General features: G+C 69.9%; 17 protein-coding genes and 1 pseudogene. 8 read left to right on the top strand and 10 right to left on the bottom strand.

The genetic code is table 11. The features are described 5' to 3' along the window. Positions 1-223 precede the first annotated feature (223 nt). The 5 genes from AB0I18_RS06075 to AB0I18_RS06055 all read right to left on the bottom strand — a co-directional run bounded on the left by AB0I18_RS06075 (position 224) and on the right by AB0I18_RS06055 (position 6,466). The gene (locus tag AB0I18_RS06075) at positions 224-1,240 is read right to left on the bottom strand and encodes a ThuA domain-containing protein (RefSeq protein ID WP_363104166.1); all 1,017 of its coding nucleotides are present in this window, start codon (positions 1,238-1,240) and stop codon (positions 224-226) included. Positions 1,241-1,254: 14 nt separating this feature from the next. Beyond that, positions 1,255-3,414 carry a PQQ-binding-like beta-propeller repeat protein gene (locus tag AB0I18_RS06070; protein ID WP_363104165.1) on the bottom strand — a complete coding sequence of 720 codons (2,160 nt, stop codon included), beginning with the start codon at positions 3,412-3,414 and terminating at the stop codon, positions 1,255-1,257. Positions 3,415-3,566: 152 nt separating this feature from the next. Next, entirely contained in the window at positions 3,567-4,388 is an 822-nt protein-coding gene (locus AB0I18_RS06065; RefSeq protein ID WP_363104164.1) for a citryl-CoA lyase, read from the bottom strand. After that, positions 4,385-5,587 carry a CoA transferase gene (locus AB0I18_RS06060; protein ID WP_363104163.1) on the bottom strand — a complete coding sequence of 401 codons (1,203 nt, stop codon included), beginning with the start codon at positions 5,585-5,587 and terminating at the stop codon, positions 4,385-4,387. Before AB0I18_RS06060 ends, AB0I18_RS06065 begins: the two co-directional genes overlap by 4 nt. 96 nt (positions 5,588-5,683) lie before the next feature. Continuing rightward, a complete protein-coding gene (locus tag AB0I18_RS06055) occupies positions 5,684-6,466 on the bottom strand; it encodes an IclR family transcriptional regulator (protein WP_363104162.1) in 783 nt (260 codons plus the stop codon). A gap of 129 nt (positions 6,467-6,595) precedes the next feature. On the opposite strand from AB0I18_RS06055, the gene AB0I18_RS06050 reads away from it, so the two are divergent. The 7 genes from AB0I18_RS06050 (at position 6,596) to AB0I18_RS06020 (ending at position 15,558) form a co-directional block, all read left to right on the top strand. Further along, positions 6,596-8,116, top strand: a complete 1,521-nt coding sequence (locus tag AB0I18_RS06050; RefSeq protein ID WP_363104161.1) for an aldehyde dehydrogenase family protein — start codon at positions 6,596-6,598, stop codon at positions 8,114-8,116. Further along, positions 8,113-9,867 carry a thiamine pyrophosphate-binding protein gene (locus AB0I18_RS06045; protein ID WP_363104160.1) on the top strand — a complete coding sequence of 585 codons (1,755 nt, stop codon included), beginning with the start codon at positions 8,113-8,115 and terminating at the stop codon, positions 9,865-9,867. Before AB0I18_RS06050 ends, AB0I18_RS06045 begins: the two co-directional genes overlap by 4 nt. 62 nt (positions 9,868-9,929) lie before the next feature. Further along, positions 9,930-11,123, top strand: coding sequence for an ABC transporter substrate-binding protein (locus tag AB0I18_RS06040; RefSeq protein ID WP_363104159.1), 1,194 nt, complete (start codon positions 9,930-9,932; stop codon positions 11,121-11,123). Between the two features lie 17 nt (positions 11,124-11,140). Then, positions 11,141-12,010, top strand: coding sequence for a branched-chain amino acid ABC transporter permease (locus tag AB0I18_RS06035; RefSeq protein ID WP_363104158.1), 870 nt, complete (start codon positions 11,141-11,143; stop codon positions 12,008-12,010). Continuing rightward, positions 12,007-13,911 (top strand): branched-chain amino acid ABC transporter ATP-binding protein/permease, encoded by a 1,905-nt coding sequence (locus AB0I18_RS06030; protein ID WP_363104157.1) that lies wholly within the window; start codon positions 12,007-12,009, stop codon positions 13,909-13,911. The genes AB0I18_RS06035 and AB0I18_RS06030 overlap by 4 nt, the downstream gene beginning before the upstream one ends. 2 nt (positions 13,912-13,913) lie before the next feature. Next, on the top strand, positions 13,914-14,660 hold the full coding sequence (locus tag AB0I18_RS06025; RefSeq protein WP_363104289.1) for an ABC transporter ATP-binding protein: 747 nt from the start codon (positions 13,914-13,916) through the stop codon (positions 14,658-14,660). A 43-nt stretch (positions 14,661-14,703) separates the two neighbouring features. Then, complete coding sequence (locus AB0I18_RS06020; protein ID WP_363104156.1) at positions 14,704-15,558, top strand: shikimate dehydrogenase; 855 nt, start codon at positions 14,704-14,706, stop codon at positions 15,556-15,558. 58 nt (positions 15,559-15,616) lie between these two features. Here the strand turns inward: AB0I18_RS06020 and AB0I18_RS06015 are convergent, their stop codons facing one another. Then, positions 15,617-16,426: a TylF/MycF/NovP-related O-methyltransferase gene (locus AB0I18_RS06015; RefSeq protein WP_363104155.1), complete on the bottom strand. Its 810-nt coding sequence runs from the start codon at positions 16,424-16,426 to the stop codon at positions 15,617-15,619. A 120-nt stretch (positions 16,427-16,546) separates the two neighbouring features. Continuing rightward, the gene (locus tag AB0I18_RS06010; RefSeq protein ID WP_363104154.1) at positions 16,547-17,602 is read right to left on the bottom strand and encodes a LacI family DNA-binding transcriptional regulator; all 1,056 of its coding nucleotides are present in this window, start codon (positions 17,600-17,602) and stop codon (positions 16,547-16,549) included. A gap of 186 nt (positions 17,603-17,788) precedes the next feature. On the opposite strand from AB0I18_RS06010, the gene AB0I18_RS06005 reads away from it, so the two are divergent. After that, positions 17,789-18,826 carry a right-handed parallel beta-helix repeat-containing protein gene (locus tag AB0I18_RS06005; RefSeq protein ID WP_363104153.1) on the top strand — a complete coding sequence of 346 codons (1,038 nt, stop codon included), beginning with the start codon at positions 17,789-17,791 and terminating at the stop codon, positions 18,824-18,826. A 138-nt stretch (positions 18,827-18,964) separates the two neighbouring features. Here the strand turns inward: AB0I18_RS06005 and AB0I18_RS06000 are convergent, their stop codons facing one another. The 3 genes and pseudogenes from AB0I18_RS06000 to AB0I18_RS05990 form a co-directional block, all read right to left on the bottom strand. Beyond that, entirely contained in the window at positions 18,965-19,804 is an 840-nt protein-coding gene (locus AB0I18_RS06000) for a class I SAM-dependent methyltransferase (protein ID WP_363104152.1), read from the bottom strand. Positions 19,805-19,869: 65 nt separating this feature from the next. Next, entirely contained in the window at positions 19,870-20,547 is a 678-nt protein-coding gene (locus tag AB0I18_RS05995; RefSeq protein ID WP_363104151.1) for a hypothetical protein, read from the bottom strand. A gap of 140 nt (positions 20,548-20,687) precedes the next feature. Then, positions 20,688-21,350, bottom strand: a pseudogene (locus AB0I18_RS05990) (hypothetical protein); the annotation flags it as partial.

Here is a 21,350-nt window from a genome sequence, read left to right as displayed (position 1 = left end):
CGAGTACCCCGGAAGGCCAAGGCCACCACAAGGCGCCGTGAGCGATCGGTCTGTCGGCTCCTGCGACCGGTTCTGACCTCGTCGAACGCGGGACCCACCGTGTAAGCACGATCGCGGCGGGCCGCGCGCGATGCCGTACGGCGTGTGTCACCGGTCGCACGGCCGGCCCGCCCCGGACCTCGACCGGGTGGCGAGGCAGCACCACGAGAGCAGCCCGCTCTCCTTACCGGCAGAACGGGGTCCTGCCCATCGCTGACTCGATGCCGCCGAGGATCAGCTTCTGGAAGTGTTCGGCCCCGGCGAATGAGCCGTCGGTCGAGAAGGCCCTGGCGTCGTGGCCGAGCGTGGTGAGCCAGGCGCGTCCGCCGTCGTAGTACTGGCACCACGCCACCGGGTGGTGTCTGCCGTGTCCGGGGTGTCCTTGGTTGCCCGTGACGCCCTCGGCGAGCGTGGACGCGTCGACGGAGGCCAGGACGCGGACCTTCGAGGGCGCCGGCACGAGGTTGTACCACTCGTCGGTGAAGTCCCAGCGCGCCGGGAGATCTGAGGTGGAGGAGTCGTGACGGTCCTGGACGACGACCGTGCCACGCTGGCCGGGGCCGTGGTCGTAGAAGTTCGCGCCGCCCAACAAACCTTCGTACCAAGGCCAGTTGTACTCCGTGCCGAAGGCGTTGTGGATGCCGACGAAGCCTCCGCCGCCGCGTACGTACTGCCGCAGGGAGGTCTGCGCGGCGTCGTCGAGGGTGTCGCGGCTGGTGGAGTAGAAGACGACCGCGTTGTACCGGAAGAGCCGTGAGGGTGTGGAGAGTTGGGTGACGTCTTCGGTCCAGTCGACCGTGAACCCGTTCTCCGTGCCCATCTCGACGAGCGCGTTCTGCACGACGTTGGTGTCGGCGAGCGCCGGGTTGAGGCCGGCGCCGAGCGCGGGGCCGAGGTTCGCGTGGCGGGGTCCCGCGGTCCGGGTGTACAGGAGCAGCCGGTAGCCGTCGGTGGCCGGGGTGAAGTTGCCCCAGTCGTGGTAGCACCTGGCGCTGGTGCCGCGGCAGACTCCGTAGTCGGGGTCGCCGAGCTCCTGGGCCCCGGTGGGTCTGCCTTCCCCTTGCGCGGGCGTCGGGTTCGCCGAGGTCTGATGCTGGAGGCCGAAGAAGGCGGCCAGGGCGATCAGGAGCGTGGCGCCGAACGCGGCCAGTACGGACACCGTCGTACGTGCCGTACGGGCTGTACGTGCTGTGGACGTCATGGCGGCCGGTCCTCTCACTGGACGACGATCTTGCCGGTGGACTGGGGGAAGACCGGGTCGTTGTAGAAGTACTCGCCGGTCGTGTCGAAGGTGTACGTGTACGACTGGCCCGGCATCAGCAGCCCGGTGTCGAACTCCGCGTCGAAGAAGGCCACCGCGCCGTGCGCCTGCTTGTTGTCGGCGGGGTTGGTGAAGGTCACGGTGGTGCCGGCCGGGACCGTCAGGTGCTGGGGCGCCATGGCGTTCTGGGCGACTGTGTTCTCGGTCGCGCCGGGCGCGCTCGTGCCGGTGTTCCAGACGCGGCCGAGGGTGACGGTGTTGTGTGCCGTGGCGCCGGTGACGGCGGCGGCGCGGATCTGGTTGCGGCGGGACGGCGGTGTGGGTGCGGGGGCCTGTTCGACCTTGCCGTCGAGCTTGAACGCCCAGAGGTGGTCGCCCCGCGGGATGTCGGGGAAGGGGAGCCCGTTGCCTCCGGCGAGCACGGCGACGTACTGCTCGCCGTCGATCTCGTACGAGACGGGGATGGTGTTGACTCCGGCGCCGCACTGCCAGGTCCACAGGGTCTGTCCGTCGGTGTCGTCCATCGCTTCGAGGACGCCGTCCGGGCGGCCCTGGAAGAGGAGCCGGCCGGAGGTAGTGAGAATGCCGTTGCCGTGGGCCAGCGACCAGGGCCCCTCCTTGCGCCAGGCGACCGTGTTGGTGCGGGGGTCCACCGCGACCAGACCTCCGCCGAACAGTTCGCCGAGGGGGCGGGCGGTGTTGACGCGGCCGCCGCGGGTGTTGGAGTAGGAGGAGTTGACGAGGCCGTAGCCGACGTAGACGTATCCGGTCTTGGGGCTGAAGGAGGGGAAGCCCCAGTCGGCGCCGCCGCCCGCTCCCGGGAAGATGATGGTGGCCCGGTCCCAGAAGACGGTGTAGAGGCCGCCGGCCGGGTAGAAGGGCACGGGCCGGGTCGTCTTGTCGTACTCCGGGTACGGGGACACGAACGGCTCGCCGCCGGGGAAGGGCTGGGTGGGCGAGGTCTTCTGCAGGGCGTGCTGCGGGACCGGCCGCTCCTCCATGCCGTGGACGGCCTCGCCGGTGCGGCGGTCGAGGATGTAGTACCAGCAGGTCTTCGAGCCGTAGACGACGACCTTGCGCCTCCTGCCGTCGACGAGCAGGTCGGCGAGCACCGGCGCCATGACGTTGTCGGCGTCCCAGATGTCGTGGTGGACGGACTGGAAGTGCCAGCGCCGCTTGCCGGTCTTGGCGTCGATGGCGACGATCGAGTTGGCGAAGAGGTTGTCGCCGCCTCGCGAGGATCCGTCCGTACGGGGATACGGGTTGCCGAACGCCCAGTAGACCAGGCCGAGTTCGGGGTCGACGGCCGGGTGGATCCACGGCACCGCGCCGCCCGTCTTCCAGGAGTCGCCCTCCCAGGTGTCGTGGCCGAACTCTCCGGGTCCCGGCGGGCCCCAGAAGGTCCACACGACGTCCCCGTTCCTGGCGTCGAGCGCGTATCCGCGGCCGCGCGCGCCGGCGGTCGACCCTTCCGTGCCGATGTAGATCAGGCCGTCCCAGTGCACGACCGCGCCCGCCAGTCCCCCGCTGTTGCCGCCGCACTGGCCGCTGTCGTTGTCGCAGCCGTCGTCGCCGCCGTTGTCGTCGACGATCAGCGGTTTCCGCCAGAGGATCGCTCCGGTCTTCTGGTCCAGGGCGTAGACGATGTTGGCACCGGAGATGGTGAAGACCTTGCCGTCCGCGACGGCGACGCCGCGCATGTTGGTGGTCTCGGTGCCGAGGTTCGTCTTCCAGATCACCTCGCCGGTCCGGCCGTTGACGGCGAAGACGTTCTGCTGGGTGGTCTCGACGTACAGCACACCGTTCTGCACGACGATCGTGCACTGCTGGTACGCGCTGGTGGAGCCGCCCTCCAGGTTGACGTGCCAGGCCCCGCCGAGCCTCTTGACGTTCTGCGGGGTGATGTCGCGGAGGGTGGAGTGGTTCTGGTTGCCGTAATTCCCGCCGACCTTGGGCCAGTCGGCGGTCGCGGTGCCGAGTGCGGCGGACTGCGGGGGCACCGGGAGTGCGAGGCCGGAGGCCGCGTTCGGGGCTGCCTCGGCGGTGGACGCCAGAGTGGGGAAGGTGGCCGCGCCGGCCGCCGCGGTTGTCAGGAGGAAGGTGCGTCTTTCCATCGTTCAGTTCCCTCGATTCGATCAAGGTCCACTAGATGGTTTGCGCAATCCACAGAACGGGTTCCGTGATGGGAGGTCACGTTAGGGACGGCCGTAGGCCCGTGACAAGACACGCGGCAGGGGATTTTCGGGCGACGGGCGTCAACCGTGCGTCAGGGACGCGGTGTTGGTGCCGCCAGGTGGACCGGCACCATGGAGGGCGGCATGGGACTCTTGTTGCGGCGCCCCTGCCCGGTCTCCTCCCAGGCGTGGGCCAGGATGCCGACGCTGCGGCTGAGCACGAAGAGGCCACGGGCCAGCGGCGCGGCGAAGCCCAGTTCGGCGTAGATGACGGCGGTGGCACCGTCGATGTTCATGGGCACGGGCTTCTTCCCCTCGCGCCCCCGGTTCAGATACGCCTCCACGGCGCGGGCCGCCCGCAGGTGAGCACCCTCCACCAGACCGTCCGCGACGGCCCGGTCCACCAGGGCGAGCAGCGGATCCCGGCGCGGGTCGCGCGGGTGGAAGCGGTGGCCGAAACCGGGCAGATAGCGCGAGCGGGCCCGCCACTCGGCGACGACCTCCGCCACGGCGAGGTCGAACTCCCGGCCCTCCTCGTGCCGTTCGACGATCTCGGTGAGGAGCTGCACGCACTGCTGGCCTGCCCCGCCGTGCACGTCGCCGAGCATGTTCACTCCGGTGGCCACGGCGCTGTTGAGCCCGATCCCGCAGGTGGCGGCCATCCGGGCGGCGGCGATCGAGGGCGCCTGCGGTCCGTGGTCGACGCCCGCCACCAGGGCCGCTTCCAGGAGCCCGGCCTGTTCGGGACCGGGGAGTTCGCCGCGGAGCATCAGCCAGATCGTCTCGACGAAGGTCGCGTGGCCGATCAGGTCCTGGACGGGGTGTTCGCGCAGTTCGATGATGCCCGGTTCGACACGGCTGACGGCGGTGGCCCACCACTGGGCGACCAGGCCGTCCTGCGGGCCGGCCGTCATGAGGCCCGCGCCCCGGCGGCCCGGCGGTGCGCCCGCCAGCGGGCGATCAGCCGCTCCCGCTCCTCGCCGTGCTGGTCGAGCAGCGGTGGCGGAGAGTCCGGCGCGAGGGGTTCGCCGTCCACCAGTACGCCGTTGCCGCTGACTCGCAGCGTGCGACCGGAGCCGTCCGGATAGGGCAGGTCGGTGAAGAAGCCGCGGTGCGCCAGCTGTTCCAGCTCCACGGCTTCGGGGACCGTCAGGACGCGGGCCGCCGGGACCCCGGCCGCGGACAGCGTCGCCTCCCACTCCAGGGCGGTCTTCTGGCGCAGCGCCGCGTTCAGCTCGGTGTTGAGCTCCGCGCGGTGCAGTTTGCGTGCCTCGCGCTCGGCGAACCGCGGGTCGTGGACCAGGTGCGGCAGCCCGGCGAGGCGGCACAGGGTGACGAACTGCTCCTGCCGGTTGGCCGCGATGTTCAGTCCCCCGTCGGCGGTCTCGAAGGTTCCCGAAGGCGCGGCGGTCGCGTTCTGGTCGCCCATCGGTTCCGGATCCACCCCGCTGACCAGGTAGTTGGAGACGGCCCAGCCCATCGCGGAGAGGGAGACCTCCAGCATGGAGACGTCCAGCCGGGCTCCTTGCCCGGTCCTCTCCCGCCCGAGCAGGGCCGCGCTGATCGCGAGAGCCGCGCCGAGACCGCCGAGCGAGTCGCACACGGGGAAGCCCACCCTGAGCGGTGCGGTGTCGGTGGTGCCGGTGATGCTCATCATCCCGGACAGGCCCTGGATGATCTGGTCGTAGGCGGGGGCGGCGCTCATCGGTCCCGACTGCCCGAAGCCGGTGATCGCGCAGCTGACCAGCCGCGGATTGAGCGTCCGCAGCCGGTCGGCGCCGTATCCCATCCGGGCCAGCACCCCGGCACGGAAGTTCTCCAGGAGGACGTCCGCGCCGCCCACCAACTCCTCGAAGTCGGCCCGGTCATCGGGGTCCTTGAGGTCGAGTACGAGGGATTTCTTGCCCGCGTTCTGGGCGAGGAACGAAGCGCCGATGCCGGACCGGTTGAGCTCCGGATCAGGACCGAGGCTTCGCGCGAGATCGCCCCGGTCCGGCTGTTCGACCTTGACGACCTCGGCGCCGAGGAGCATGAGGTGGTAACTGCAGTACGGGCCTGCGAGCACATTGGTGAGATCGAGTACGCGGATTCCTGAGAGCGGTCGTTCGGGCATGCACCGGCTCCTTCTGCGGTTCCTGCGCTTCCTGTGGCTGCTGTGCTTCCTTGAGTTGCTGTTGCTCGGGCGGCTTCCACGACATCTGCGCCGTGATCATTTCGTCGGGCTGAGCGGGTGGTCGAAGCCCTGTTCCGACATCTGCCGGGCGGCTTCGGTGAGCGCGGTGGCGAACCGCTCGACGACGGACTCCGGGAATCGGTGGCTGGGTCCGCTGAGCGAGAGCGAGGCGACGACGGCCCCGCTTCGACCGTGGACGGGTACGGCCACGGCCGTCAGCCCCTCGTCTCGCTCACCTCGGCTGACCGCGAATCCCTGCTCCGCCGCGACGTCCGCCCACACCCGCAGCTGCCTGGCATGCCCCTCGCCGTGCGGGGAGCCCGCGGCGATCCGGCGCAGCAGGCTGTCGGGAGCCGTACGCAGCAGGATCTTGGACGAGGCGCCCGCCCACAGCGGCAGCTCGTCGCCGACCCGCACCACATGGCGCAACGGCTGCGGGCTCTCCTGCTGGGCCACACAGACGCGGTGCAGGCCGCGCAGCATGAAGAGGTTGACGGTCTCCTGCTGCTCCTCGGCCAGCTCGCGCATCAACTTGCGCATCTCGCGGGGCAGTTCCCAGCTCGTGTGGGCCAGATGCGCCCAGCGCCACAGCCCGGGACCCGCGGTGTAGCCGGCCGAGGTGTCCCAGAGCAGACCGCACTGTTCGAGGGTCTGCACCAGGCGGACCACGGTGGTCTTGGCCAGGCCGGTGGAGTCCACGATCTCCCTCAGCGTGATCGTCGGCTGGTCCTCGGTCAGCAGCCCCAGGATGTCCAGCGCCCTGCGCACACTGCGCACCCCGGTCACCTCGGCCGCCCGCTCATGGTCGGTCTCGCTCACGCGCCTTCTCCCTCCGCTCCGAAACTTCTTCGAACTGCCCTCTTGTCACCGCGAGTTGGCGCCCGTACGTTACACGCCGACCCACAGAGCAGTCCACCAGTACCACTTAGCGGTTTCCTGGGAGATCTCATGCTCGATTCCCTTCTCAAGGCCGGAGCGGATGTGGCGGTGGCCGAAGCGCCTCCGTTCGTCGCGGGCCAGTGGGGTGGCGACGGTCCTGCCGCGGCTCGAACGGGCCCGTATGTGCGCCGTGTTGTCAGCCGGGCGACCACGGCGACCGGCGAGGAGATCGCCCGCGCCCTCGCCTACGCCCGTTCCTCGGCCCGCACGGTGGCCGGCCTTGCCCCCGCGCTGCGCGCGGACGTCCTGGAGCGAGCATCCCGCGCCGCCGCGGCGCACCGCGAGGGGCTGGCCCGCCTGCTCGCCCTGGAGCTGGGCAAGCCGCTCAAGGACGGCCTGGGTGAGATCGACCGGGTGGCGGACACCTTCGCGGTGTGCGCGTCCGAGGCACGTCACATCGGCGGCGAGACGCTGCCCGTCGCGGGCTGGCAACGCGGGGTCGGCAACACCGCGTTCACCTATCGCGCACCGGCCGGGGTGGCCCTCGCCATCACCCCCTTCAACGCCCCCGCGAACCTCCTCGCCCACAAGCTCGGCGCCTCCTTCGCCGCGGGCAACACCACACTCGTCAAGGCCCCGCCGCAGGCCCCGGCCGCCACCGCCGCGATCGTGGCGCTGCTCCTGGAGTCCGGAATGCCCCCGCAGGCCGTGCAGTTGCTGCACGGCGGCGGCGAGGTGGGAGCGCTGCTGTGTGCGGCCGACGAGGTGGCCGTCATCAGCTTCACCGGCAGCGCGGCGACCGGCCGGGTCGTGGCAGGCGCCGCCGGGGCCAAGCGCCTGGTCCTCGAACTCGGCGGCAACGCCGCCACGATCGTCTGCGAGGACGCCGACATCGCGCAGGCCGCCAAGGAGTGCGCCCGCACCGGTTACAGCAACTCCGGCCAGAGCTGCATCTCCGTCCAGCGCGTCTATGTCCACCGCTCCCGCTACGCCGCCTTCCTCGACACCTTCACCACCGCCGTCGACACCCTGAAGGTCGGCGACCCGCTCGACCCGGCCACCGACGTGGGCTCGATGGTCGACGATGAGGCCGCCGAACGCGTGGTGCGCTGGTCGGCCGAGGCCGCGGACTCCGGCGCCCGGGTGCTGCGCGGCGGCACCCGGGACGGCGCCACAGCCGCCCCCACCGTCGTCGCGGACCCGGCACCGGACGCCTCGGTCGTGGTCCACGAGGTCTTCGGGGCGCTGGTCGCGGTGCTCCCTTACGACGACTTCGGTGCGGTCATCGACGCCTGCAACACCAGCCGTTACGGCTTGCAGGCAGGGCTCTTCACCCGGGACATGGGCCGCGTCATCACCGCCTGGCGCGAGCTGGAGACCGGCGCGCTGATCGCGGGCGGCAGCTCCAACTACCGCCTCGATCATGTCCCGTTCGGCGGGGTCAAGGACTCCGGCTTCGGCCGCGAGACACCCCGTTCGATGATCGACGACTACACGGTCGTCAAGACCCTCCTGCTCCGCGGCCTGTCCGTCTGGGGCGACACCACCACCCTCGGCACGACCGCCACCGACGGGGAGACCGACGCATGACCGTGACCGCCGCCGAAGCCCTGGTCGCCCAACTGGAGTCGTACGGAGTCGAGTACGTCTTCGGCACCTGCGGCCACACCAACATCGCCCTGCTCGACGCGCTCGGCCCCAACTCGATCGAGTTCGTGATCGCCCGCCACGAGCAGGCCGCCGCGCACGCCGCCGACGGCTACGCCCGCGCCGCCGGCAAACCCGGTGTCCTGCTCACCCACGTCGGCCCCGGCATGATGAACGCGGTCACCGGGGTGGCCACCGCCGCCCTCGACTCGATTCCGCTGATCGTCATCTCCGGCGACATCCCCTCCTACTACTCCGGCCGCCACCCGCACCAGGAGGTCAACCTCCACGCGGACGCCGACCAGAGCGCGATCTATCGGCCGTTCACCAAGCGAGCCTGGACCGTGCACCGCGTCCAGGATCTGGCCCGTACGACAGAGCGGGCGTTCTGGACGGCCGGCTCCGGGCGACCGGGAGCCGTGCTCGTCAACGTTCCGATGGACCTGTTCAGCCGGCAGGTCGAGGAGTACGCCGGTCAGTACCCGCTGCCCGGCGGCGCCCCGCTCCCCGGTCTCGACCGGGCCACCGCCGAGCGCATCGCCGAGACGCTGCTGCGTGCCGAGCGCCCGCTGATCTACTTCGGCGGCGGCCTGCGTGAACCGGCTGCCCGTCAGGCGCTGTTGGCGTTAGCCGAGCATCTCGACATCCCGCTCGCCCACTCCCTGATGGGCAAGGGTGTTCTCCCCGACAGTCATCCGCTGCTGCTCGGCATGCCCGGCTTCTGGGGCCTGGAGACCACCCACGAGTACACCAGGGGCGCCGATGTGGTCCTCGCGCTGGCGACCCGGTTCGCGGAGACCGACGCCAGTTCGTGGGATCCGGCGTACACCTGGACCTTCGGTGACCGGCACAGCCCGCCCAGCAAGCTCATCCAGATCGACATCGACGCTGCCGAGATCGGCCGCAACTACCCCGTGGAGATCGGTGCGGTCGCGGATGTCGGCGACGCGGTACCGGCCATCGGTGCGGCCGTACGGTCCACTCAACCCGACCCGGTGACCCGGGACGGGCTGCGCGACACCATCGCCACCGCCCGCCGGGCCGTATTCGACACCGCCCGCGAGGACGGCCGCAGCGACAACTTCCCGCTGCGCCCGCAGCGCATCCTCGCCGACCTGCGCGAGGCGCTGCCCGACGACGCGGTGCTGGTCACGGACGTCGGCTGGAACAAGAACGGCGTCGCCCAGTGCTACGAACTCCCCGAAGGCGGGCGGTTCATCACCCCCGGCGGCGCCTCGACCATGGGCTTCGGACCGGCCGCCGCGGTCGGCGTGCAGCTGGCCCAGCCGGACCGCGTGGTGGTCGCCCTGGTCGGTGACGGCGGGATGAGCGCGCAGCTGCCCGCCGTACCGATGGCCGTCGAACAGGGCCTGCCCGTCATCTTCGTCGTCATGAACAACCGGGCCCACGGCACCATCGCCGATCTTCAGGCCTCGTCGTTCGGCCGGTCCTACGGCTGCGAGTTCACCGACGCCGAAGGGCGGCCCTACAGCCCGGACTTCGCGGCCTTCGGGCAGTCCTGCGGCGCCGACGGGTACACCGTCGCCTCCCCCGCCGACCTGTCCAAGGCCCTGGCCGACGCGGTCGTGCGACGCAGGCCCGCCGTCATCGACGTACCGATGGTCAACGAACCCGTGCCGACGCCGGGCCACTGGAACATCAAGGACATCTACCGCGGGTCCTTCGCCGACTGACCGCCCCACGACTCCGCGTCTTCTGCGTCTTCTGCGTCTTCCGCTCACAACGAGGTGACCTCATGACCCGCAGCACCGCACGACCACACATCAGCACCCGAACCACCACCCGCACCACCACTCGCGCCGCCCTCTGCACGGCCGCCGCGCTGGCCGCCGCCCTCACCGCGTGCAGCGCACCCGGCGAATCCGCGGACTCCGATGCCAAGGCGTCCTCCGGGCCCATCAAGGTCGCCGTCGTCAACGCGCAGAGCGGGCAGCTCAGTTCACTGGGCGACTGGGAGTACAAGGGCGCCAAGCTCGCCGTCGACGAGTGGAACAAGAAGGGCGGCATCGACGGCCGCAAGGTCCAGCTGAAGCTCTTCGACGACCAAGGGGACCCGACCACCGGCACCAACATCGCCCGCAGGCTGGTGAGCGACAAGTACGTCGCCATGATCGGCACGGCGGAGAGCGCGGTGACCATCGCCATGGGTCCGGTGCTCCAGCAGGCGAAGATCCCGAACATCACCTCCGGCCAGTCCGACGGCCTGGTCGCGCTGAAGAGCCCGTACCTCTTCCTCAACGGGCCGACCAGCACCACCTACGACTCGACGCTCGCCCAGCACCTGGTGAACGACAAGGGCTTCAAGAAGATCGCCATGATCACGAACAACGGCTCCTTCGGGAAGGGCGAGCACGACGCCTTCCTCAAGGCCGTGAAGGGGCTCGGCGTGACCCCGTCCACCGACCAGGTCGTCACCACCGACCAGAAGGACTTCAGCGCCGCACTGACAAAGATCCGGGCCCAGAAGCCCGAGGTGATCTTCATCGGCTCGGAGGAGGTCGAGGCCGGGCTGATCGTCAAGCAGGCCCGGGACCTGGGCATCACCGCGCCCTTCGCGGGCGCCGCGCCGCAGGGCACCCCCGTCTTCATCGACACCGCCGGCAAGGCCGCGGCCGAGGGCACCATCGTCAGCTCGCCCTATCTGAGCAACGACGTCAACGCGGCCTCGAAGAAGTTCGCCGCCGCCTACCAGGCCGCGTACGGCAAGGAGGCGGAGCTGCACGGGGCCAAGGCCTACGACGGGACGAACATCCTGCTGACCGCGCTGAAGACCACCAAGGGCGCGACCGGCGAGGAACTCGCCGACGCGATCCGCGACACCCGGTACCAGGGCCTGCTCGGTGACTTCCGGTACGACGAGACCGGGGTCGGCATCACCAAGACCACCATCGGCGTCATCCGCGACGGCAAACTCGTCCCGCAGCAGTAGGCCACGGGAGCACTGACGTGCAAGAGACGCTGCAGACACTCGTCGGAGGCCTGAGCCTCGGAGCGGTCTACGCCCTGGTCGCCATGGGGTTCTCCCTGGTCTACCGCACCATGGGCCTGGTCAACTTCGCCCACGCCGACATCGCCATGATCGGCGCGTACGCGGCCTCCACCTTCTACCTGACCTCCAAGATGCCCTTCGCCATCGCCATGGTCGTGGCCATCGCGGTCACTGCCGCGATCGGCCTGGTCATCGAGCGGGTGCTGCGGCCGCTGGAGAACAAGGACTTCGACCTGATGCTGATCGGCACGATCGGCTTCGGCATCGTCCTCCAGGCCGTCGCCATCCTGATCTGGGGCACCACCGGACGGGCGGTCCGCTCCCCCGTGCAGTCGGCCCCGCTCGACCTGTTCGGGGTGCGTGTGCGCACCTACGACCTGCTGGTGATGGCCGTCGCGGCCCTCGCCGTGACCGGCCTCGCCTGGTTCCTGGCGCGCACCAAGCGCGGCGCGGCCATGCAGGCCGTCGCCATGGACCACGAGGCGGCCACCGCCGTCGGCATCAACGTCGGCCGCAGCAACGCCCTGGCCTTCTCCATCGGCGCGGGCCTCGCCGCCCTGGCCGGTGGTCTCGTCGGACCCATGCTGTACGTCGACGCCTCACTCGGCGGCGCGCTCGGCATCAAGGGCTTCGCCGCCGCCATGCTCGGCGGCTTCGGCTCCATCCCCGGCGCGGTCGTCGGCGGGCTCGCGATCGGCGTCCTCGACTCCTACGCGGCCGGCCACTTCCAGGGCTACTCGGTGCTCGTGACCTTCCTGGTCTTCACCGCCGCCATCATGATCCGCCCGATGGGCGTCTTCGGGGAGAGGACGGTGAGCCGCGCGTGAAGTTCCGTATCGGCGGGCTCGGTGCCCTGGCGGTGGCCGCCTGGCTGCTGCCGTACGGCCTGGGCGGTTACTCCATCCATGTCGTCAACATCGCGATCATCTATGCCCTGTTGGCCATCGGCATGGGCCTGGCCATGGGCATCTCCGGGCAGATCAACCTCGCCCAGGTCGCGTTCTTCGGCGTCGGCGCGTACACCCTCGCCATCCTGACCACCGACTCCGGTTACGGGTTCTGGGCGGCGGCGGTCCTGGCCCTGCTCGCGACCGTGGCAACAGGCCTGTTCGTCGGTATACCGGCCCTGCGCATGCAGTCCCACTACCTGGGGATCGTCACGCTGGGCCTGGCGCTCGGCTTCATCAACTGGATCACCAACGCCTCGGTCACCGGCGGCGCCGACGGCATCTCCGGAATCCCGCTGCCCACTCTGCCGGGCGTCGACCTGTCCAGCGAATACCTCTACTACTACCTGGAGTTGGTGGTCTGCGCACTCGGCCTCGGCTTCGGACTCTTCGTCGTCCGTACCTCCCTGGGCCGACGGCTGCGCGCGATGCGCGACGACTCCCTGGCCGCGGGCGCGATGGGCGCGGAGATCCCGCTGCTGCGGATGACCGCGTTCCTGCTCGCCAGCCTGTACGGGGGTTTGGCCGGGGTCCTGTACGCGGGCCTCATCCGCTATGTCGCCCCGGAGACCTTCTCCATCGGCAACATGTTCATCCTGCTCGCCATGGTCATCATCGGCGGCCGGCGCTCCCTCGTCGGCTGTGTGGTCGGCGCGATCGGGCTGACCCTGATCCGCGAGTGGCTCTCCGACTTCTCCACGTACGCACAGCTCGGATACGGCGTGGTGGTCGTCCTCATGGTCGTCTTCGCACCGACCGGCCTCGCCGGAATCCCCTCCCGCATACGGGACTTCGTGAACCGGCGGCGACGGGGGAAGGGTGCGGACCGTGCGCGGCTGCGCCCCTTCCAGCCGTACGAGCCTGTCGAGACGCCCGATTCCGCGGACGAGCCCCTCCTTGAAATCCGGTCCGTCACCAAGGACTTCCGCGGGCTGCGCGCCCTGGACGAGGTCTCCCTCACGGTCCGTCCCGGCGAGATCCGCGGGATCGTCGGGCCCAACGGCTCCGGCAAGACCACCCTGTTCAACGTGATCAGCGGCTTCTACCGGGCCACGTCGGGACGGGTCGCGTTCGCCGGTCGCGACACCACCACCGCCCGGCCGTACGCGCTCTCCCTCCTGGGCGTGGCCCGCACCTTCCAGAACCTGCGCCTGTTCGGCCAGTTGACGGTCCGCGAGAACATCCTCGTCTCACTGGACCGCACCCGGACGTACACCATCTGGCAGTACGCGATCTGGCAGCCCGGTGTCGTACGTCGCGAGCGGCAGCTGCGCCGGCAGGCGCAGGAACTCCTGGAGCGCTTCGGGCTCGCCGACTTCGCCGAGGCCGCGCCCGGCTCCCTCCCGTACGGGATCCAGCGGCGCATCGAGATCGCCCGCGCCATGGCCGCCCGGCCCCGGCTGCTGCTGCTCGACGAACCGGCCGCCGGACTGAACGGCGAAGAGGTGCGGCAACTCGCCCGCATCGTGCACTCCATCCGCGACAGCGGCACCACGGTCGTCCTCATCGAGCACAACATGGGCCTGGTCATGTCGCTGTGTGAGCGCGTCACGGTGCTCTCCAGCGGCGGGGTCATCGCGGAGGGCACACCTGCCGAGGTGGTCGCCGCTCCCGAGGTGATCGAGGCGTATCTCGGGGATTCCGCGATGGCCGACGTTCCGCGGCCGGAACCGGCCCCGCCCACGCCGCCCCAGGCCCCCGCGGCTTCGGCCGAGGCACCTGCCGCTGGCGAGGGATCCGCTTCGGCCGAGGCACCTGCTTCGAAGGAGGCAACCCGGTGAGGATGCTCCCCGCTCCCCGTGTCGCTCGTACCGAAACCGCCGCCACACTCGCCGTCGACGACCTGTCCGTGCACTACGGCGGGGTCCGAGCGGTCAGTTCGATCAGCTTCAGCGTGCAGCCCGGTGCGTCGGTGGGCATCATCGGCGCCAACGGCGCGGGCAAGACCTCCACGCTCAAGGCCCTGATGGGCCTGGTCCCGCGCAGCGGCGGACGCATCACGCTGGGCGAGCGCGACCTGACCCGCGTGCGGGCCCGCGACATGGTGCGGCACGGCATCGGTTACGTACCCGAGGGCCGGCATGTGTTCCCCGGCCTGACCGTGGAGAAGAACCTGCTGCTCGGCGCGTACGCCCGCCGCTGGGACGGCGAGACCCGGGCCACGCTGGCGGAGGTGCACGAACTCTTCCCGGTACTGGGCGAGATGGGCCGGCGACTGGCCGGGGCGCTGTCCGGCGGGCAGCAGCAGATGCTCTCCATCGGCCGCGCCCTGATGGCCAGCCCGCGCATCCTCCTGCTCGACGAACCGTCGATGGGCCTCTCCCCCAAGCTCGTCAGCGAGATCCTGGGCGCGCTGACACGGCTGCGCGAGGAAGGGCTGAGCATGCTCCTCGTGGAGCAGAACGCCAAACTCACCTTCGGCGCGACCAGCCACTGTCTGGTCATGGAGAACGGCAGCGTCGCGATGACCGGAACCTCCGAGGAGCTCAGCCGTGACACCCGGGTGCGCCAGATCTACCTCGGTCTGTGAACGGCTCGTGCCGGTCGTGCGGCTCGTGGAAGGAAGCGCGGCGATGGACCAGGACTCGTATCTCGTCGGCCTGATCGGCTCCGGAATAGGCACGTCACTCAGTCCGGCCCTCCACGAACGCGAGGCGGACCGGCACGGCCTGCGCTACCTCTACCGCCTGATCGACCTCGACACCCTCGGTACCGCACCCGAGAAGGTCGGTGAACTGTTGGACGCCGCCCAGGACACGGGCTTCACCGGCCTCAACATCACCCACCCCTGCAAGCAGCTCGTCATCGAGCACCTCGATGCCCTCTCCGAGCAGGCCGAGGCGGTCGGCGCGGTCAACACCGTCGTCTTCGGGGAAGGGCGGGCGACCGGCCACAACACGGACGTCACCGGGTTCGCGGCCTCGTTCGCCCGTTCACTGCCCGAGGCCCGCTTGGAGCGGATCGTGCTGCTCGGCGCCGGAGGAGCCGGGGCGGCCGTCGCCCACGCGGTACTCGCCCGTGGCGCCGGACACCTCGCGGTCCTCGACGTGCTCGCCCACCGCGCGGCGGGTCTCGCGACCTCGCTCCGCCGGCACTACGGCGAAGGGCGCGCGTCGGCGGAAACCGCCGACCGGCTCCCCGAGCTGCTGGCCCGTGCGGACGGCCTCCTGCACGCCACACCCACCGGCATGGCCGCCCACCCCGGAATGCCCCTTCCGGCCGAACTGCTGCACCCCCGCCTGTGGGTCGCCGACGTGGTCTACCGGCCACTGGAAACAGAACTGCTGCGCACCGCGAGCGCACGCGGCTGCACCGTCCTCGACGGTCTCGGCATGTTCGTCTTCCAGGCCGCCGACGCCTTTCGGCTGTTCACCGGCCGGGAGCCGGACACCGCACGGATGCTCGCCGACGCCGAGGAGCTCGCCTGAACGGCCGAAGTCGACGCGATGCACGACAAGAAGGGATCACAAGATCGGGCTGCGAGCTCTACGGCTTGACCGCGATGCGGCCTTCGTCCATGCGGAGGAGGAGAAGACGGGCGCCGGTCTTCTCCAGGAATTCGTCCACCGCGGACCTCGACCCCTGCCACCAGCCATAGTCATCGATGAGGAGGACGCCACCGCTGACCAGCCGCGGGTAGAGCTGTTCCAGTTCGTGACGCGTCGAGGCGTACCAGTCGGTGTCCAGCCGCAGAATCGAAATCTGCTCGGGGGCCTCGGCGGGAATGGTGTCCTCCACCAGCCCCGGGACGAAATGGACGCGGTCTGCGGGGTACGGAACCTTTTGAAAGCCCTCTTTGACGTCTTCCAACGTGGCGACGGCCCAGATGGGGCGGCTCCTGTCCTGTCTGGCGAGCAGGTCCGCGGCGGATTCGCCGTCCCGGCGAAGGTCCTTGTCGGTCGGCGCGGGCATCCCCTCGAACGTATCGAAGAGGTACAGGTGCCGCTCGGTGTCGTCCAGGCTGAGCAGGGTGCGGGCGGCCGCCTGCATACTGCCGCCTCGCCACACTCCGCACTCGACGATGTCACCGGCGATGTTGTGCCGACTGACGTACCGGGTGGCCAGGATCAGGGCGTTGAGCCGCTCCGGTGAGGTCATCGTGTAGGAGGACACCGCCCGAATGACTTCCCTGGCTGTGTCGTCGTAGTCGGCGGGGAGTTTCGGGGAAGCAGTCGGCTCCGACGGTTGTGGAGGTCGCTGTGGGGACGGTTGCGGAGACAGTGCGGGCCGTGAGCGACGGAGTTCGTGGCCGGTGAGCCGCCGCAGGGTCGCATTGACATTCTTACGCCATGCCATAAGGGCAACGTATCGAACCAGGAGCCGGCGAGCGCGGCAACCGGGCCGTTCCGGAATGAATCAGCTCTTTCGGTGCGGCCACCGACCGGAACACCGGTACACCTCAGTGGTGACCGACCGTCAGGATGTCCTCTCGCGACGAGGCGGAGCGGTGCTGTCGCGGATGACGAGTTCGGTGGCGAGTTCCACGCGGGTCTGGGCCAGTGGCAGTCCCTGGGACAGCTTGACCACCATGGTGGCGGCGGTGGCGGCCATCTCGGTGAGCGGCTGGTGGACCGTGGTCAGTGGCGGGACGGTCCACTGCGCCGGACGCAGGTCGTCGAAGCCGACGATGCTCAGGTCCTGCGGAATGCGCAGCCCGGCCTCGGCGGCCGCCCGGTACACGCCGAGCGCCAGGGCGTCGTTGCAGGTGAAGACGGCGGTCGGCGGATCGGGCAGGCGCAGCAACTCCCGTCCGCACCTGAGCCCCTCCTCGGCCCGGTAGTCGCCGACACGGACGAGTGCGGAATCGACGGGAACCCCGGCGGTCTCCATCGCGGTCCGGTAGCCGTCCACCCGGGCCCGGCTTGCGAGGGCGCGTTCGGGCCCGGTGATCACGGCGATGCGCCGGTGCCCGAGCTGGAGGAGGTGCCGGGTGGCCGAGAGCCCGCCGTTCCAGTTGCTCGCGCCGACCGACGGGGAGGCGTGGGCCGGTTCCCCGTTGGGATCGACGAGGACGAAGGGGATACCGCGGCTGCGCAGTTGACCGCTCTGCGTGTCGGTGAGGACGGAGTACACCTCGATGATGCCGGTCGGGCGGCGGTACAGCACGTCCTCGACCCAGCCGTGCCCGGGAGTTGGGCGGCCCTGCAGCTCGGACAGCACCACGGCCAGCCGATGTTCACGCGCCACGCACTGGACACCCTTGATGATCTCGACGTGGTACGAGTCCCGGATCTGGCGGAAGACCAGTTCCAGCACCGGGGCCGGGCGCGCGGCCCGTTTCTGCCGTCGGTGCCCGTACCTGCGGATGATGTCCTCGACCAGGGCGCGGGTCTCGGGGGCAACGTCCTCGCGCCCGTTGACCACCTTGGAGACCGTCGCGACGGAGACTTTCGCGTACTCGGCGATCTGAGCGGCCGTCAGCGGCCCGGTCATCTCGCCATCGCCTGGGCCACTCCGGTCCGTTGAAGCCATGACCAGAGCTTAGCGCCGCTTCGAATTTTTCGAACTTCACGCAGCATGCACGAGAAGCCTTGACGGGATAGCAAGCCCTTTCTACTGTGCCCGGCACGCCGAAGCACCGGCGGGATCAGCGAAATTTTCGAAGAGCGGGCCGGGACGGCCTGTCAACTCCACACCCCCACAACACCGGAGAAGTTCATGACCACGAGAGCCGCAAAGCACCGCTGGTCATTCCTGACCGTGTTACCCGTCGCCCTGTGCGGCCTCCTGCTGGGCCTCGCAGCTCCCCCCGGAAGCGCCACCGACGCGGTGCCGTCACCGGCCGGCGCCGCCACAGTGCAGGCCTGGCCGGCCACCCCCGACGGCTTCGCGTCCACCGACGGCGGCACGACGGGCGGCGCGAAGGGCGATACGGTCACCGTCACCACCTACGAGCAGCTCAAGCAGTACGCCACCGCCGCGGAGCCGTACGTCATCAAGGTGGCCGGGGAGATCAAGGTCGCCCCGTTCGGTACCGAACTCCGCGTCGCCTCGAACAAGACCATCGTCGGAGTCGGCACCAAGGGCCACATCGTCAACGGCGGCTTCTTCCTCAAGGCGGGAGTCAGCAACGTCATCATCCGCAACCTCACGATCCGGGACACCCGGATGGCCGACGACGACCCGGGCGACGACTCGTACGACTACGACGGCATCCAGATGGACACCGCCAACCACATCTGGATCGACCACAACAAGATCCAGCGGATGAACGACGGCCTGATCGACAGCCGCAAGGACACCACCAACCTCACCGTGTCCTGGAACATCCTCAGCGAGGGCAACAAGACCTTCGGGATCGGCTGGACCGACAACGTCACCGCCAAGATGACGATCCACCACAACTGGATCAGCGGCACCAACTCCCGCAACCCCAGCATCGACAACGTGGCCAACGCCCACATGTACAACAACTACCTGCAGAACGTGGCGGGCTACGGCAGCTGGTCCCGGGGAGCGTCCGACACCGTCATCGAGAACAGCTACTTCGAGAACGTCAAGGACCCCTACTATCGGGACCCGGACGCCTCGCTCGTCGAGCGCGGCAACATCCTCGTCGGCTGCCGGGGCAAGCAGCAGACCGGCGGCACCGCGTTCGACCCGGGTGACTTCTACGACTACACCCTCGACGCCGCCAAGGACGTCCCCGCCCTGCTCAAGGAGGACGCCGGACCTCAAGCGGACATCGGCGCCTGACCCCCGCGGAAGCAGGACACCTTCACACAGGGCGCCGGGTTCCGTCCCCGGCGCCCTGCCCCGTCGGCGACTCCCCGTGGCAGCGCTCCCTGCGTTTAGCGCGGCGGGCAGGCCCGCGCCGCGATGCGACGCCCGGCGTCACCGCCTGTATGACACTCCCAGCTCGATGAGACAGCGCTTGGTCACCCGGCCGCCGTACTCCCCGTCGATCAGGCCCGCGATGCACCCGAGGAGCCCGTTCCTGGCGGCTTCCGGAAGAGCTCGGTGGCCGGAGTAGGTCCGCAGCAGCGCCAGATAGTCCGACGTGGTGTACGTGAGGTCCTGCTCGTAGCGGCGGAAGACCGTGGGACCGAACCGGCCGCTGCGGGCGACCTCCTCAGCATGGTCCGAGCCGTCGACGTCGGCAGCGGCGGGCGGCCGCAGCCCCGGCGGCGTGTCCGGGTCGAAGCGCTCGTAGCAGCGCTGGACCTCGACGAAGAACTCCTCGGTGCCGCCCCTCACATGCTGGCTGCGCACCACGGCGAGTGCCCCGCCCGGACGCAGCGCATCGGCGGCCCTGGCCATCCGCACCGCCGGGTCGATCCAGTGGAACGCCGTCGCCGAGACGACCGCGTCGAACGGCTCCGCCGGCAGCGGCCAGCTCTCGAAGTCCGCCGTCACCACCTCCACCGCCGCGGCCCCGGCCAGGTTGCGGCGGGCGACCGCGGCCATGCGCCGCCCCGCCTCGACGGCCGTGATCCGGCAGCCCCGCCCGGCCAGCGGCACGGTCGCCTGACCGGTCCCGCAACCGACCTCCAGTACGCGGCTGCCGGTGCGGGCACCCGCGAGGCCGGCGAGGTCGTCGTACAGCTCCGGCGGATATCCGGGCCTGGCCCGGTCGTACAGCTCCGCGTCCTCGTCGAAAATCCGGCTCAGACGCGCCCGCCGGGACTCCTCGGGCCTGTCGTCGCGCTTCCCTTGTGTGGTGTTGTCAGGCATACGGAGCAGGCTAGGGCGGTGCCGTCACCGGCGGCGGGCCCCGCACGCACCGGTTCTTCAGCGGGCTACGCGTAGAACGGCCCCGGATGGGACCACGTCGTCGTACCGAAGATCTCGGGGTCCTCGATCGAGATCCGCAGGTTGCTGACCTTGAGTCCGTACTGGGTCGGGGTCATGCCTGCGGGGCAGTCGACGTCCACGATGGGAGTGAAGTTGACGTACCAGCTGGGCCCGTAGTCGGCATCGGGGTAGTCCCGGAGCCGCTGGACGAGGCTGTAGGCGCCGCCCTCGACGTAGACCAGAGACAGCCGGCGCTGATCCTCGTGGACGACGAAGGCGGTGGAGTGGTCGAAGCTGCCGTCAGGTCGCAGGCAGCCGAAGGTACGGTCCGTGTCGGCGTACGCGTCGAAGTAGCCGGTGCCGGACAGTCCCGCCTTATAGCCCGGCTGCTCGCGGACGTTGTGCAGCACCGTCCTCAGCTTGAAGCCACCGCAGCCGGAGGTCGGGTCGAACTGCCGGAAGTACAGCTGACAGGTGTTCGGTTCGTTGTACACGGCGTCCGGGTCCGGGGTGTACGGCTGCGGCACGACGGCCCCGTAGAACTTCGCGGTCATGGAGACGCCGCCCGGAGTGGGTGCCGGGATGTCGACGACGGTACTGGCGTGGGCGGCGTTCGGTCCTGCCAGGACAAGTCCCGTCGCCGCCAGCAGCGCGACACCCAGCCGCGCCAGAATCTTACGCATGCCTGTTTTCCGCATGTGATGCCTTCCCCCGTTGATGCACATCGGTCAAAGCACGCTAACCGCGCCTCAACACCCGCACCAGACAAACAACTTGAATCCACACAAGCGGAGGAACGGCACGCGGAGCCTCAGGAGCCGCGTCAGCCTTCCAGCCGTTCCGTGTATGCCTCGGTCGGAGGAGCCGGGTTGGAAGCCGTCATGCCCACCGACCAGAATCCCGCGGTGCCGGGAACAGGTGTCACGTCGCTGAGGTACGGCGCAGGCGCCGCGCCGGCCGGGCCCCGTACGACAGTCCAGGTGTCGACATCGCGGCGCAGATACGTGCTGCGACTCTGGTCCTGGTAGTTCCAGCCCGATATCCATGCGGCACGGCCCTGCGCGTCGCCCGCGATTCCGGTCAACGCCCCAACGGTGAAGCCCGGTTGTACCTGCGTCCAGGCCGTGCCGTCCCAGTGGGCCAGGACGGCGCTGCCGGGGCGTCCCGGTGGTCCGCCGATGCCGAAGTCGGAACCCACCGCCCAGACGTCGTCCGAACCGGCCGGGTGCAGATCGCTGATGCTCAGACGCAAGCCCGCGATCGGGGGCAGGACTGTCCACGATCCGTTCCAACGGGCCACGAGTCCTGACCACCCGCCGCCGGATGCCTGGTCACCGCTCACCCAGACCTCGCCCGGCGAACGCACTACGGCCCGGTACAGGTTCGCGCTCGCGACGGGCAGCGGGTCCAGCCACAGCCATTGCTGCCCGTCCCAGTGCAGCAGGCGGGCGGCGCCGCCTCGGCGGCCGCCGATCCACACCTGCCG

The sequence above is a fragment of the Streptomyces sp. NPDC050704 genome, from assembly GCF_040654355.1.
Taxonomy (GTDB): domain Bacteria; phylum Actinomycetota; class Actinomycetes; order Streptomycetales; family Streptomycetaceae; genus Streptomyces.
Note: the sequence above shows the minus strand (reverse complement) of the source record. Positions and strands in the feature narration are given on the sequence as shown.

Excerpts from the sequence above, each read along its gene's own strand:
- AB0I18_RS05995 (WP_363104151.1), bottom strand. The coding sequence starts at position 20,547 with ATGCGTAAGATTCTGGCGCGGCTGGGTGTCGCGCTGCTGGCGGCGACG.
- AB0I18_RS06020 (WP_363104156.1), top strand. The coding sequence starts at position 14,704 with ATGGACCAGGACTCGTATCTCGTCGGCCTGATCGGCTCCGGAATAGGC.
- AB0I18_RS06025 (WP_363104289.1), top strand. The coding sequence starts at position 13,914 with ATGCTCCCCGCTCCCCGTGTCGCTCGTACCGAAACCGCCGCCACACTC.
- AB0I18_RS06045 (WP_363104160.1), top strand. The coding sequence starts at position 8,113 with ATGACCGTGACCGCCGCCGAAGCCCTGGTCGCCCAACTGGAGTCGTAC.
- AB0I18_RS06065 (WP_363104164.1), bottom strand. The coding sequence starts at position 4,388 with ATGACGGCCGGCCCGCAGGACGGCCTGGTCGCCCAGTGGTGGGCCACC.
- AB0I18_RS06050 (WP_363104161.1), top strand. The coding sequence starts at position 6,596 with ATGCTCGATTCCCTTCTCAAGGCCGGAGCGGATGTGGCGGTGGCCGAA.
- AB0I18_RS06015 (WP_363104155.1), bottom strand. The coding sequence starts at position 16,426 with ATGGCATGGCGTAAGAATGTCAATGCGACCCTGCGGCGGCTCACCGGC.
- AB0I18_RS06005 (WP_363104153.1), top strand. The coding sequence starts at position 17,789 with ATGACCACGAGAGCCGCAAAGCACCGCTGGTCATTCCTGACCGTGTTA.
- AB0I18_RS06070 (WP_363104165.1), bottom strand. The coding sequence starts at position 3,414 with ATGGAAAGACGCACCTTCCTCCTGACAACCGCGGCGGCCGGCGCGGCC.
- AB0I18_RS06075 (WP_363104166.1), bottom strand. The coding sequence starts at position 1,240 with ATGACGTCCACAGCACGTACAGCCCGTACGGCACGTACGACGGTGTCC.
- AB0I18_RS06040 (WP_363104159.1), top strand. The coding sequence starts at position 9,930 with ATGACCCGCAGCACCGCACGACCACACATCAGCACCCGAACCACCACC.
- AB0I18_RS06000 (WP_363104152.1), bottom strand. The coding sequence starts at position 19,804 with ATGCCTGACAACACCACACAAGGGAAGCGCGACGACAGGCCCGAGGAG.
- AB0I18_RS06060 (WP_363104163.1), bottom strand. The coding sequence starts at position 5,587 with ATGCCCGAACGACCGCTCTCAGGAATCCGCGTACTCGATCTCACCAAT.
- AB0I18_RS06010 (WP_363104154.1), bottom strand. The coding sequence starts at position 17,602 with ATGGCTTCAACGGACCGGAGTGGCCCAGGCGATGGCGAGATGACCGGG.